This window comes from Bacillus benzoevorans, assembly GCF_014207535.1.
Lineage (GTDB): Bacteria > Bacillota > Bacilli > Bacillales > Cytobacillaceae > Bacillus_BD > Bacillus_BD benzoevorans.
Map to the genome: position 1 here is coordinate 526,117 of NZ_JACHGK010000001.1, position 13,546 is coordinate 539,662.

The window sequence follows — 13,546 nt, forward strand, 5'->3', positions numbered from 1 at the left end:
GACGATGGATTTTAAAACAGATTTCAAGCCATTAACAGTGGAACCAGATAAAATTTATGATTATAGTTTTTCCATTATTGCCGAGGAAATGGGACCGCATGAATTCTCTGAGGATGAATGGAAAATCGTTCGCCGAATTATTCATGCCTCCGCTGATTTTGAATTGGGAAAAAGCGTGATCATTCACCCTGATGCCGTCCGTGCTGGAATCGAAGCGATTCGAAAAGGAAGGCATGTCATTGCCGATGTGCAAATGATTGAAAGTGGTACAGGAAAAGCCCGTTTTCAAAAACATGGCGGCGATCTGCATTGTTATATTTCAGATCCGGATGTAGCCGCAGAAGCAAAAAGTCTGAATACGACAAGAGCCATTATTTCGATGCGGAAAGCCGTCCGTGAAAATGAAGGCGGCATTTATGCAATTGGAAATGCCCCGACAGCATTGTTAGAGTTGATTCGTCTTATTAAAGAAGGGATTGCAAAGCCGGATTTAATTATTGGAATGCCTGTAGGATTCGTCTCTGCTGCGGAATCAAAAGAAGAACTGGCTAAATTGACGGAAGTCCCGTTCATAACCAATATTGGGCGCAAAGGCGGAAGCACCGTTACCGTTGCAGCATTAAATGCGATTTCTCTTTTAGCAGATGAGGAATAAAAATGGCAGAGAAAGTGAAGAAAGATAAGTCGCAAATGCGGCATGGCTATACAACCGGTGCCTGCTCAACAGCGGTGGCAAAGTCTGCATTAATCGCTCTGATTACAGGTGAGGTCCAGAAGACGGTAACGATTCATCTGCCTGTAGGGCGAGATGCTGAGTTTATTATTGAAAAATGCGCCTTTACGGATCATACAGGTTACGCAGAAACGATTAAGGATGCCGGTGATGATCCGGATGCAACACACCTGGCACTTATTGCAGCAGAGGTGTGCTGGGCAGATACGCCAGGCATTAAGTTAGATGGCGGAATCGGTGTCGGCAGAGTGACAAAGCCGGGGCTCCCGATTCCTGTTGGCGGAGCGGCAATCAATCCGGTGCCGCGGCAAATGATCATCACCACGGTTCAAGGGGTGCTGGATGAATTCAAGATCGATAGGGGAGTGAAGGTTGTTATTTCGGTGCCAAATGGTGAGGAAATAGCGAAGAAAACTTTAAACGGCCGTCTCGGCATTATCGGAGGGATCTCGATTTTAGGAACAAGAGGAATTGTCGTTCCTTTTTCCAGTTCAGCTTATATGGCCAGTATTGTAGAGGCAATTAGTGTAGCAAAAGCCTGCGGTTCCAATCATCTTGTATTGACGACAGGTGGGCGTAGTGAAAAATATGCCATGAACTTGCTGCCGCATTTACCTGAAGATGCATTTATCGAAATGGGTGACTTTATTGGCTTTTCCATTAAGCAATGCAAAAAACAGGGCATTGAAAAAGTATCACTTGTCGGAATGATGGGCAAATTTTCAAAGTTTGCCCAAGGGGTGATGATGGTTCACTCCCGGGGTTCCTCTGTCAACTTTGAATTTTTAGCAAATATTGCGAAAGATGCCGGAGTGGATGAAAAGCTAATCGAGGAAATTCTTCAGGCTAATACTGCTTCACAGGTTGGTGAAATGATGGCTGCAGCAGGGCAGGTTCAATTTTTTCAAAAGCTTTGTGAAACCTGCTGTTATACAGCATTAAAGCATATTAAAGGCGGCATTGAATTTGAAACGGCGATTTATTCGCTAAAAGGACAATTATTAGGAAGGGCTGTTGGCATTGACTCCATCGCTTAAATTAATCGGAATCGGAGATAACGGACAAGCAAGCTTATTGCCGCAATATATTCAATGGATTGAGGAAAGTGAAATCCTCGTTGGCGGTGAAAGAGTATTATCTTTTTTTCCTGAATACCGGGGAGAAAAAGTAGTAGTGAAAAGCGGATTAAAGTCTATTCTTGAGCGATTGCAGCATGAAACACGTCCGGCTGTTGTGTTAGCATCTGGAGATCCCCTGTTTTATGGGATTGGCGGTTATCTTTCCGGCAAAGTAGAGATTGAGGTTTATCCGTATATCAGCTCAGTTCAGCTGGCATTTGCGAAAATGGGGGAGAGCTGGCAGGATGCCTCTGTCATTAGTGTTCATGGACGGAGTATCAAGGGGCTGGCACAGAGGGTTGATGGAAAGGAAAAAATAGCGCTCTTGACGGATGAAGAGAATAATCCCAATCGTATTGCCCAATACCTTCTTTCCTTTGGCATGACCGAGTACCGTGCCTTTGTCGCGGAAAATCTGCAGGGAGAAAATGAAAAATCAGGCTGGTATGAGCTTGAGGAAATGCTTCATCATAAGTTTTCTTCCCTAAATGTAGTTGTTTTGAAAAAGACAGCCGATGGACCCAGATGGCCATTAGGGATTGATGATGAGGAGTTCTCACAGCGAAAGCCGGATAAAGGATTAATTACGAAAAAGGAAATTCGCGTCTTAAGTCTTTCTGCATTGCAGCTGCAGAAAAATAGCACGGTTTGGGATATTGGCACATGTACAGGCTCCATGGCGATTGAAGCGGGAAAGCTCGCACCTGAAGGCGGAATATTTGCGATTGAAAAAAATGAAGCTGATTTAGCGAATTGTATCGAGAATCAACATAAATTCAGGGTCGACATTACGGCGGTTCATGGAAAAGCGCCGACAGGCCTTGAGGCATTCCCGGATCCCGATGCGATTTTTATCGGCGGCAATGGCGGGGAGATGTCTGAATTAATTCAAACCTGCTGCAGGCGGTTAAATAGAGGCGGGCGGATTGTATTGAATGCCGCAACGATCGAAAATTTATACCGTGCCAATGAAGCTTTCACGCAGGCTGGTTTTCAAACATCTATTATGCATGTGCAAGTTTCCCGAAGTAAACCGATTCTCGAAATGAATCGTTTTGTTCCATTAAATCCTATCTATATCATAACGGCACAACGAAAGGAAGTCATGAATGAGTAGCATTGGTACATTATACGGTCTTGGTGTGGGACCGGGAGATCCGGAGTTAATTACAGTGAAGGCCTTCCGCGTATTACAGGAAGCTCCAGTTATTGCCTATCCGAAGAAACGTAAGGGAAGCAAAAGCTATGCCCATCGAATTGTGGACGTATATATCCGTCCGGAGGAAAAAGAAATGCTAGGTTTGGTATTTCCGATGACGAAGGACGAAGCAACTTTAGAACGTGAATGGAAAAAAGCCGTTGAAGCGATTTGGCAGCAGTTAGAAGACGGAAAAGATGTGGCATTTGTTACAGAAGGCGATCCGCTTTTATATAGTACATTTATTCATATGATGAAATTAATGCAGGATCTTCATCCAGAGGTAGAGATTAAAAGTGTTCCCGGTATTTCATCCGTTAACGCTGCCGCTTCAAGGCTTTCGCTCCCTTTAGCTGATGGTGATGAGCATGTAGCCATTATTCCGGCAAGGGGTGATTATGAAGCGATGAAAAGAGCGATCGCTGATCACGATGCAGTGGTATTTATAAAGGTCGCAAAGGTGATCGATTTAATGATCACGGTTTTAAAGGACTTAAATTTATTAGAGAAAGCTTATGTAGTCACAAAAGTAACATCGGACGAAGAAGTAATTTGGAAGATGAGCGAGCTTGATGGGGCAGAGCTGGAATATTTGACATTAATGGTGGTGCGGAAATGAGAAAGATTTATATTGTCGGAGCAGGCCCTGGAGATCCAGATTTAATTACGGTAAAGGGTCTAAAAATCCTGCAAAATGCCGATGTGATTCTATATACCGATTCATTAGTAAATGATGAATTAATCGCACAAGCAAAACCGGAAGCGGAAGTATTAAAAACAGCAGGAATGCATTTAGAAGAAATGGCTGCGATTATGATCGACAGGGTCAATGCGGGAAAAATGGTGGCACGGATCCATACAGGCGACCCTTCTATGTACGGGGCGATCATGGAACAAATGGCTCTCTTAAAAAAGGAAAATATTGCTTGTGAAGTGATTCCTGGGGTTAGTTCCGTTTTTGCTGCAGCTGCGGCAATTGGAGCTGAACTAACCATTCCTGACTTAACCCAGACATTGATTTTGACGAGAGCTGAAGGTCGTACTCCTGTGCCGGAATTTGAAAAATTACGTGATTTAGCCAGCCATCACTGTACCATCGCCTTGTTTTTAAGTGCGACATTAACGAAAAAGATTGTGAAGGAGCTGAGATCCGCCGGCTGGAAGAATGATACTCCAGTGGCGGTGATTCAAAAGGCATCATGGCCGGATCAAAAAATTGTCCGCACCACGCTTGAGCATCTCGATGAGGATATGCAAAAAAATGGGATTCGAAAGACGGCGATGATTTTGGCTGGCTGGGCGCTCGACCCAAATATTCATGATCAGGATGAATTTCGCTCAAAGTTGTACGATGTTTCCTTCACCCATGGATACCGCAAGGGTGTCAGCCAATGAGCATAGAGCTGAAAGAAGGTGAACTGGCTCCCATCCAGCAGCAAAACCCTTATGCCATCGCAGCGATAACAAAGCATGGGGTCGAGATTTCCCGCAGGCTGCATCAGGTATTTTCCCAAACTGATGTATATTATATGGATAAATTTTCCAAATGTGACGAAGAAATCAAGGGTATTCAGCTCTTCTCAGGCAGTGTCAAACTCTTGCTGCCCGCTCTTTTTCAGCAGTATAAAGGAATAATCTTGATTATTTCCCTCGGTGCTGTTGTTCGCATGATAGCCCCGCTATTAAAAGATAAGAAAACAGATCCAGCCGTGGTCGTTATTGATGATCGGGGCGAAAATGTGATCAGTGTTTTATCAGGACATATTGGCGGTGCAAATGAGCTTACCAGGGAGGTTGCGGCTGCTCTTCACGCAAGAGCAGTGATTACAACCGCATCTGATGTGCAAAAAACGATCCCGGTAGATTTGTTTGGCTCGCGCTTTGGCTGGGTATGGGATTCAGCTGAGAAGCTGACACCCGTAAGTGCTTCAGTTGTGAATGAAGAGCATACAGCCATTGTGCAGGAATCAGGCGAACTTAATTGGTGGATGTATGAAACACCGCTGCCGCAAAATCTAGTCATCTATGATTCGATTCAGGAAGCACTGAAAGCAAAGCCGAACGCAGCCTTAATTATCACTCATCGTTTGTTAAATAAAGAGGAAGAAACGATTCTTCAGAATGGCATCGTCTTTCGCCCGAAGTCGGTTGCGATTGGAATGGGCTGTAACCGGGGAACCACCGCGGAAGAAATCGAAAAAGTAATCATTGAGACCCTATCTGAGCTGGGGATTTCCCTGAAAAGTGTAAAAGCTCTTTGTACGATCGATTTGAAAAAGGACGAAAAAGGGTTGCTGGAAGTCACAGGAAAATACGGCTGGGCGTTCGTCTGCTATTCCCCTGCGACATTAAATCAGGCTGAAATTCATGCCCCGTCTGAAACTGTTTATCGCTATACCGGTGCTTATGGGGTAAGTGAGCCTGCCGTTCGGATCTATACGGGAGCTTCAGAACTTGAGCTGGTAAAGAAAAAATCCGGCAATGTAACCATCTCCGTGGGAGTCATGTCCTTTTCTAAGGAGGAATTTATGTGAGCAATAGAAGACTAGTGATTGCCGGAACTGGGAGCGGTGTCGGTAAAACCACATTTACGATTGGAATTATGGCCGCATTGCAGCAAAAAGGTTATACCGTACAGGGATTTAAATGCGGTCCTGATTATATCGACCCAACCTATCATACAGCCGTCACAGGAAGAGTATCGCGAAATTTGGACAGCTGGATGTTTACTCATGAAACAGTGCGTGAAATAACAGCCCGTGCCGCGATTGGTGCTGATATTTCCATTATTGAAGGGGTAATGGGCTTTTTTGATGGAAAAAGTCCGTTAGAAAATACAGGTTCAACGGCTGAAATCAGTATGATTACCGAAAGCCCGGTGATCCTCATTGTCAATTGTGCGAGTATGGCACGCAGCGCAGCAGCCATTGTAAAAGGGTTTCAAACATTAGCAAGCGGGCCGAATATTGTTGGGGTTATTGCCAATAGGGTTGGAAGTAAAGGTCATTTTGAAATCGTAAAGGCTGCGATTGAGCAGGAATGCCATGTACCGGTGATTGGGTTTTTAAAAGCAGAACAGGGAATTGATATTCCAAGCCGCCATCTAGGTTTGATTCCGGCTATTGAACGCAGAGAGCTGGATCCGTTTTTTGCCCAATTAGGAAGATTCATTTCTGAAACAGTTGATATCGATCGATTATATGAATTAGCAGAGACCCCCGAAATCATAATGGCAGACTCTGGATTATTCGGACAACAGCATGAAAAGAGTACCGCCATTGCGGTGGCACGCGATGCTGCATTTAATTTTTATTATCAGGAAAACCTGGAATTACTTGAAGCCTATGGTGCAAAATTGAACTATTTTTCACCACTCAATAATGAAGAAATTCCTGCCGGAAGTGATGGCTTATATATTGGCGGTGGTTTTCCTGAAGAATTTGCGAGCGTGCTTGCACGTAATGAGAAAGCAAAGAACTCCATACGTGCAGCGGTTTCAGGGGGAATGCCGACGCTCGCAGAATGCGGCGGCTTTATGTATTTAACAGAGTTAATCATCGATACAAACGGAGAAGAATATCCCATGGCCGGGCTGATTCCAGGGCATGTGAAAATGCAAAAGAAACTGGCGGCTCTTGGTTACCGGGAGATCATTGGCAGGAAGGATAATTTCTTAATTGGAGAAGGGATGCAGGCCAAAGGGCACGAGTTTCATTACTCCACTTTTGAAAGCCCGGAAGAGTTACCATATGCTTATGAAACAAAGGGCAGGGCAGGTTTTAAAGAGGAAGGCTATTTGACTGAAAGTCTTACAGCCGGATATACTCATTTTCACTTTGCCTCTAATCCGCAGCTGGCAAAACGCTGGATTGAGACTTGCATAGGATATAGACAGAAGCTAGTGACGCGCGGAGAGAGATAGTTCAAATTAAAGCGTGAACGCTACATACAAGGGAGAATTATAATAATGAAGGGAAAAGTCTATTTAGTAGGGGCAGGACCGGGGGACCCTAAATTAATAACCGTATATGGTCTTGAATGCATTCAAAAGTCTGAGGTTATTGCTTATGATCGGCTTGTTAATCCGAAACTGCTGGAATATGCAAGTGATACGGCGGAGCTGATTTTTTGCGGGAAATCACCAGGGAAACATCATTTGATCCAAGAGGAGATCCATTCACTTTTAGTGCAAAAGGCAATGGAAGGGAAAACCGTGACCCGTTTAAAGGGAGGGGATCCTTGTGTGTTTGGTCGTGCCGGAGAGGAAGCAGAAGTACTGGCGGAGCACGGAATACCATATGAAATTGTTCCGGGAGTGACGGCAGGCATTGCCGCCCCGGCCTATGCAGGAATTCCTGTAACACACCGTGAGCATGCCTCAAGCTTCGCCATTATAACAGGACATGGCCGTGAATCTAAAGGAGAGGAGCATCTCAATTGGGACGCACTGGCGCAAGGAATTGATACGATTGCCTTTTATATGAGTGTCGGCAACATTGCCTATATAAGCCAGCAGTTGATTTCCCACGGGAGAAATCCGCAAACTCCGGCTGCTGCCATTGAATGGGGGACAACAGACAAACAGCGGACCATTACAGGAACCCTTGCGACGATGAGTGAGATCATGCAAAAGGAGAGAATTCAAAACCCGGCGATGATTATTATCGGTGAGGTTGTGCGTCTGCGTGAAAAAATTAAGTGGTTTGAAAACTATGCGGCTGCCGGGCAGGTCATGGAATAAAGTAAATGCCCAGATAAAAAAGGTTCTTCCTCAGTTAACTGCTTTGAAGAACCTTTTCATTTATGATAGATCATTCTAAAATATAAAATGATTTTGCCTTTAGGCAGATTTCTGCTTCACTTTTCCATGACTGCTCTCTGGTTTCAGCGATATCCGTTCTTTTACTCCCGCAACGATGATGGAGCTGACAAGCCATAAAATAAGTCCTAATATAATGCTAAGGAGCCAATTATTCGTGCCATTTAAAACAATCCAAACGGTTGCTACACAAAAAACGCCGCCAATCATGCCGAAAACGGAGCCGTTTGCAATCTTTGCCGCACTTTCTGAACCGGCAGCTATCCCTCCCATTAAAACCGCCGTGATCATGACTGCGGGAAATGCTGCAAAAATGCCGCCAAGAATCTTCCATGGAGAAATAACGGTAATCAAATAGCTGATGGCAACAGCTGCACCGCCTAATAGAAAACGAATGAGCAAATCCTTATTCATCAAATATCCCTTCTCTTCATTAATTTGCTGTAATGAATACAACTGCGACAGATAGAATGAACCAACAGCCTATCGCCTGTAACAATCCATTTTTCCAGCCTTGCTTTGGCAGAAGGTATCCTGCAATAACAGCAATTACAATATTAATAGCCATTCCGATGATGGCTCCCTTAGACAGAACGATAGAATGTGTTATCAGCTCGCTTCCGCTAAAGTCTAAACCAGTTGTTAAGAGAGCAGCTAAATAAACGGCTGGGAATGCTGCGAAAATACCGCCGGCTTTTTCCCCCAATTTTCTTGACACAATGGTAGATACTACTACCGCCGCCCCTCCTAGTAAAAATCTAATCAATAATGCACTTAAAGTAATAGTTCCCATATATGGCGCCGCCTTTCTAGTTTTGATAAATGAAACGATCCTAGCTTGTATACATGTACAAATTTATCACTTTTTGACTTTCTATCAATCTCTATTCTGTGAACATATCATTACAATTTGTTCAAAGGTGAGCAAGGTTTTGGAATTAGTCTATGAATAAGCGAATTTATTGTTAAATGGAGAATATTTCAAAACCATTAGATCGTAAGATAATTTTAGCCATTTATCATTCCAAGACCATAATTCTTGTTAAAATAGAGGTATGGTTACGAAGAAGGGATAGGTCCTGGGAGATATTTGTCAGGGGAGGCAGTTTTGTGATTAAGGTGAAAACAGTAAAGATAGATGGCAAGAGTATTTATCTATTTAATAGTGCTCTCTATATTTTTGAATCCAGTATCGGCTATACACTGGAGCTTGATATGATCGTAACGGAAGTGATTTTGAAAAAGTATCGCAATGAAGAAAACTTAATTCTAGAAATAGAATTGGAAGATGGCAGAATGATTAGCTCCATCATGAATGTAAAAGTTTTGCCGGGGGGACTGCCGCAGCTGAATTTATTTTGCGACCTGGATGAGGGGGATCTGCAACTCTATCATGATTTGGACAGAGTAAATGAAAGCGACCTAACATTTCCCAATATCGAAGATGGGTTAACAATGGAAGAAATACGAAAAGTAGAAATGCCGAATGAAAAAATGAAATTAAAGTTAAGTTTGCCTATTGATCAGGTCGAATGGCTGGAAAAACAAAAACCCGGGGATATCAACGAAATGTTTAAAGAAATGATTTATGATTATTGGAAAAAATATCGAAAATAGGTTCCTCCTATTATTAGAAAAAACCTGCAGGTTCTCTGCAGGTTTTTTCTAAAAGTTTAATAGATTATCTTTTAGCGGTATGGCACTTATCTTGATCCGAACAGCTTGTGCCGCAGTTACATTGATTATTTTTCATATTGGAAAAAGCCTTCTTACCGGCCAAAAAGAGAAGCGCGGCGAAAATGATTCCGACAACAATCGTAGAGGTCATTATAGTTCAACTCCTAACTGAGTCCGTATAAAATCGGCCCTTCTAATGATAAGTATGACAGTCAGAACAAGTAGCACCGCTATAATAATAGAGGGCATAAAGCCAGCTGCGGGCGTTCCGTATACGATCAAGGAACCAGCTTGTGTAACAAGCATCGCTAACGAATATCCGATCCCAAATTGGAAAGCCAAGGCTCTGAATAGCCATTTTTTTGAACCCAATTCAGAATTCATTGCACCGATGGCAGCAAAACATGGCGGTGTAAATAAATTGAATAATAGAAATGCCAACCCAGTTACAGGTGTAAAGAAATCTGATAGTACTCCGCCCGGTGTATGCAAGGCATCTGTAGAAGCCCCTGCTAAAAGGACTGCCAAAGTGGCTACAACATTTTCCTTGGCAATAAAACCAGTAATAGCAGCAGCTGCCAGCTGCCAGCCGATAAATCCCAGCGGTATTAACAGGGGAGCAATGATTCCGCCGATTGAGGCCAGAATACTTGTGCCTTGTCCTGTCACAGGCTGCAGGTCCCAGCTATATGCCGAAGCAAACCACACAATGGAATTACAGACAAGAATAATGGTGGCAGCCTTATAAATAAATGCTTTGGCCTTATCAATCATTTGCGTAAAAGCATATTTCAAACTGGGAGCCTTATATTCGGGCAATTCCATTATAAAGTGTGAGCTATTATCCCAAACGAATATTTTCTTTAATAAAAGACCGCCAATTAAAATCATTAAAATGGAGACAATATAAATGCTTGGTCCTACCCATGTATGTTTTGGAAAAAATACGGCTGTAAATAGGGCAATGATTGGCAGTTTTGCTCCGCATGGAACAAAAGGTGTCAGAATCGTTGTCATTCTTTTTTCGTTGATATCTTCAATGGTTCTAGTTGCCATAACACCAGGAATGGCACACCCGGAACCAACAATCATAGGAATGATAGATTTACCGGATAAACCAACTTTTTTGAAAAACCGATCCATTAGCAGCGCTACCCTTGCCATATAACCGGAATCTTCCAGAAGGGATAAGCAAAAGAAGAGCACCATGATTAAAGGAATGAAGCCGATAACTGCTCCAACACCGCCGATAGCACCATCAACGATGATCGCCTGCAGTAACGGATGTACACCTAGTCCTTCAAGGAAGGAATTGGCTGCATTGGGTACAATTTCTCCAAAAAATACATCATTCAAATAGCCTGATAAATATCCGCCAAGCCCTTCAATGGAGAAGGAGAAAATGGCCCACATCACGACAAAAAAGAGGGGCAGTCCTAACCATGTATTGGCCACAATTCGATCGACCCTATCCGAAACCGTTAACTTATTGGCTTCTATTTTTCTAACGAGGCTTTTGCCAACAACTTCATTCACATATTTTTGTCTAGTTTTATCTGAATGTTCTGTAGTCTCGCTGTAAAACCGGGTCATAGTTTGCGGTTTCTTCTCATTAACCCGCTTTACTGCTTTGTTTATTAAATCTGAAATGCCTTTTTCCTGCCTGGCAGAAATAGGAATAACGGGACAATGCAGTTCATTGGTTAAAACGCTTTCATCAATGGAGTCGCCTCGTTTAGCCAAAACATCGCTCTTATTAAGGGCAATCACGACCGGAATCCCCAACTCAACCAACTGGGTAGTAAAAAACAGGCTTCGGCTCAAGTTGGAGCCGTCGACAATGTTTATCATAATATCAGGGGATTCACCCAAAATATAGTCCCTTGTAATGGCCTCTTCACTTGTATATGGTGAAATAGAATACGTTCCCGGAAGATCTACAATCTGAATCTCCATATCCTTAGGAGTATATTTCTTTTTTAAATCTGCGTGCTTAGCAGCTACCGTAACACCCGACCAGTTCCCAACAGATTCCGTTTTACCTGTTAACACATTAAACAGCGTTGTTTTCCCCGAATTGGGATTACCCGCTAATGCTATTTTCATAGATAAACCCCTTTCAATATATTTCTTGAATAACATTCATTCTCAATGGGTGTGTAAAAAAAAAGACTGAAAATCTAGTAATAGAGCTTAATTTAAAACTCTTCTCAGAATAATCAAACATATTAAACGATAGTTTATTGCTCTACTAAAATAGATTTGGCAATCTTCTTTTCAATAGCATAACGGCTGTCTTTAATATTGACGATATAATTTCCAGAAAGAATAGAAATAAGTGTGATTGGCTCTCCTTCAAAACATCCGAGTGAAACAAGGAAGTTTTTTATTTTCTCTTTTCCTTCTATTCCTTTTACTGTAACGGCCTGCCCGATCTTTGCATCTGTTAAAAACATCCTGTCCCCCCTTTTTCTATCTTCTGCTTCATATCCTATCTCTCTTATTATTGATAAAGTATATCATTATCATATTCATATTCCAATAAAATCCCAAGAAAATGAATGTGACATTTTTGTAACAGAGCAACATTACTATAGTTTTATGTATGGAAAGCGCTAACCTAAAAGGTTGCAAAGAAAGACACTGATTCAAAAAAAAACTATTGAAGAAAAATGTTAGCAGTCTATGGCAAAACTAGTCACAGAGGATTGAAAATCTTTAGGTATGTCAACTGAATAGTCGGGAAATAGCTGAATAAGCGAATATGAGAAAATCCTCACCACTGGCTGGAAAAGCTGTTGTGGTGAGGATTTTTTTTATGCTTATAGTTCAAGTAAATTCATTTCATTCGGTACTCTTATTTTCAAATTGAACGGCTTTTTCTGCAACAGGCCTGGTGCCGGGTAAGAGTATTGCGGGACCAAAAGAATGTTAAATAGGAGAAATGATTGTAATATGGAGATTCGATCCTTCATAATTTATATAAGAGCAAGTAAAGCCAATGGGTACATAATGATTGTTTCGCCATTATTTACGAGGGGGGAGCAGGATGGAGAATTGTCATTTAGTTTTTGTTTATGGTACGCTAAGAAAATTTCAAAATCATTCCCATCTTCTTGATACAGCGGTTCTGGTTGCTTCACAGTGCTGGACAAGCGGTAAATTATATGATTCATCATACGGTTATCCTTTTATGGTGCAGGCAAATGACAGGGTATATGGTGAACTGTATCAGCTTGATTCAGAGCAATTGAAAATGGTGGATGATTTAGAAGATTATCAAGGTCCCGGACAGGACAATCTTTATGAGAGAGTGGAGCAAACCATTTTTTCGGATAGCGGAACCTGGCAGGCTTTTGTCTATGTTCTGCCAAAGAGCAAGAATAAGGATTCGCTGTCATTAATAAAGGAAGGTGACTGGAGTGTTTACCGCCTTCTTAAGGACCATGATCGCCTTCTTTACTTTGCTTATGGAAGCTGTATGGACATGCAAAGCTTTAAGAAAGCAAAAAAAGAACATTATTTTCAACAAGTGATCGGCCGCGGCATTCTGGATGGCTTTACCCTGAGGTATACAAGAGTGTTATCGGACGGCGGCCGTGCTGACATTGTGGAAGAGGGCGGAAAAGTAGAAGGAAAAGTGTATCAAATTTCATCACAGGCTGTTTCATACCTTCATGAAAGAGAAGGGGTCAAATATAACAGTTATCGTCCGGCCATCGTGCCTGTCAAGCTGGATAATCATATGATAAAAGAAGCCCTGACCTATATCGTGGTAAAAAAAGAGCGAGAAGTTGCACCACCTGTCTATTATATGGACTCTATTCTTAGGGGCGGAACCGGCTTCCTCAGTCCGGCTTACTTGAATAAACTAAAAGAACAATATAAGCTATTATTGAATAACAAAGTTTGAACGGATGATTTTTTCTCGGCATCGGCTGTTCATTGGCTGGTGCCAGGGAGAAATCAATATTTATCATCAACTTATCAAATAAATCCTG

Annotated in this window: 15 protein-coding genes; 10 read left to right on the plus strand and 5 right to left on the minus strand. The window is 42.4% G+C overall.

Translation table 11 applies throughout. The annotated features are described in order from the left end of the window. Positions 1-4 precede the first annotated feature (4 nt). From HNR53_RS02670 to cobA, 8 genes are read left to right on the plus strand one after another with little or no spacing between them, the layout of a single operon-like run. A complete protein-coding gene (locus tag HNR53_RS02670) occupies positions 5-655 on the plus strand; it encodes a precorrin-8X methylmutase (RefSeq protein WP_184522471.1) in 651 nt (216 codons plus the stop codon). Positions 656-657: 2 nt separating this feature from the next. After that, positions 658-1,770 carry a cobalt-precorrin-5B (C(1))-methyltransferase gene (locus tag HNR53_RS02675; RefSeq protein ID WP_184522473.1) on the plus strand — a complete coding sequence of 371 codons (1,113 nt, stop codon included), beginning with the start codon at positions 658-660 and terminating at the stop codon, positions 1,768-1,770. Continuing rightward, on the plus strand, positions 1,754-2,968 hold the full coding sequence (gene cbiE, locus HNR53_RS02680) for a precorrin-6y C5,15-methyltransferase (decarboxylating) subunit CbiE (RefSeq protein WP_184522766.1): 1,215 nt from the start codon (positions 1,754-1,756) through the stop codon (positions 2,966-2,968). The genes HNR53_RS02675 and cbiE overlap by 17 nt, the downstream gene beginning before the upstream one ends. Then, a complete protein-coding gene (gene cobI / locus HNR53_RS02685) occupies positions 2,961-3,668 on the plus strand; it encodes a precorrin-2 C(20)-methyltransferase (RefSeq protein ID WP_184522475.1) in 708 nt (235 codons plus the stop codon). The genes cbiE and cobI overlap by 8 nt, the downstream gene beginning before the upstream one ends. Continuing rightward, on the plus strand, positions 3,665-4,444 hold the full coding sequence (gene cobM / locus HNR53_RS02690; RefSeq protein WP_184522477.1) for a precorrin-4 C(11)-methyltransferase: 780 nt from the start codon (positions 3,665-3,667) through the stop codon (positions 4,442-4,444). Before cobI ends, cobM begins: the two co-directional genes overlap by 4 nt. Beyond that, entirely contained in the window at positions 4,441-5,583 is a 1,143-nt protein-coding gene (locus HNR53_RS02695; protein WP_184522480.1) for a cobalt-precorrin 5A hydrolase, read from the plus strand. The genes cobM and HNR53_RS02695 overlap by 4 nt, the downstream gene beginning before the upstream one ends. Continuing rightward, positions 5,580-6,971, plus strand: coding sequence for a cobyrinic acid a,c-diamide synthase CobB (locus tag HNR53_RS02700; RefSeq protein ID WP_184522483.1), 1,392 nt, complete (start codon positions 5,580-5,582; stop codon positions 6,969-6,971). Before HNR53_RS02695 ends, HNR53_RS02700 begins: the two co-directional genes overlap by 4 nt. A gap of 42 nt (positions 6,972-7,013) precedes the next feature. After that, the gene (gene cobA, locus HNR53_RS02705; protein ID WP_184522769.1) at positions 7,014-7,790 is read left to right on the plus strand and encodes a uroporphyrinogen-III C-methyltransferase; all 777 of its coding nucleotides are present in this window, start codon (positions 7,014-7,016) and stop codon (positions 7,788-7,790) included. Positions 7,791-7,889: 99 nt separating this feature from the next. On the opposite strand, the gene HNR53_RS02710 is transcribed toward cobA, so the two are convergent. Beyond that, positions 7,890-8,282: a DUF3147 family protein gene (locus HNR53_RS02710; RefSeq protein ID WP_184522484.1), complete on the minus strand. Its 393-nt coding sequence runs from the start codon at positions 8,280-8,282 to the stop codon at positions 7,890-7,892. A 19-nt stretch (positions 8,283-8,301) separates the two neighbouring features. Then, positions 8,302-8,661 (minus strand): DUF3147 family protein, encoded by a 360-nt coding sequence (locus tag HNR53_RS02715; RefSeq protein WP_184522486.1) that lies wholly within the window; start codon positions 8,659-8,661, stop codon positions 8,302-8,304. 317 nt (positions 8,662-8,978) lie between these two features. Here HNR53_RS02715 and HNR53_RS02720 point away from each other — a divergent pair, with 317 nt between their 5' ends. Further along, positions 8,979-9,485, plus strand: coding sequence for a hypothetical protein (locus HNR53_RS02720; protein WP_184522488.1), 507 nt, complete (start codon positions 8,979-8,981; stop codon positions 9,483-9,485). Positions 9,486-9,549: 64 nt separating this feature from the next. Here HNR53_RS02720 and HNR53_RS02725 read toward each other — a convergent pair whose 3' ends face one another. The 3 genes from HNR53_RS02725 to HNR53_RS02735 all read right to left on the minus strand — a co-directional run bounded on the left by HNR53_RS02725 (position 9,550) and on the right by HNR53_RS02735 (position 12,001). After that, a complete protein-coding gene (locus HNR53_RS02725) occupies positions 9,550-9,696 on the minus strand; it encodes a FeoB-associated Cys-rich membrane protein (RefSeq protein WP_184522491.1) in 147 nt (48 codons plus the stop codon). Further along, positions 9,696-11,651 (minus strand): ferrous iron transporter B, encoded by a 1,956-nt coding sequence (feoB, locus tag HNR53_RS02730; RefSeq protein WP_184522493.1) that lies wholly within the window; start codon positions 11,649-11,651, stop codon positions 9,696-9,698. Before feoB ends, HNR53_RS02725 begins: the two co-directional genes overlap by 1 nt. 134 nt (positions 11,652-11,785) lie before the next feature. After that, the gene (locus HNR53_RS02735; RefSeq protein WP_184522495.1) at positions 11,786-12,001 is read right to left on the minus strand and encodes a FeoA family protein; all 216 of its coding nucleotides are present in this window, start codon (positions 11,999-12,001) and stop codon (positions 11,786-11,788) included. Positions 12,002-12,594: 593 nt separating this feature from the next. On the opposite strand from HNR53_RS02735, the gene HNR53_RS02740 reads away from it, so the two are divergent. Continuing rightward, positions 12,595-13,458: a gamma-glutamylcyclotransferase family protein gene (locus HNR53_RS02740; RefSeq protein ID WP_184522497.1), complete on the plus strand. Its 864-nt coding sequence runs from the start codon at positions 12,595-12,597 to the stop codon at positions 13,456-13,458. The last annotated feature ends 88 nt before the right edge of the window (positions 13,459-13,546 follow it).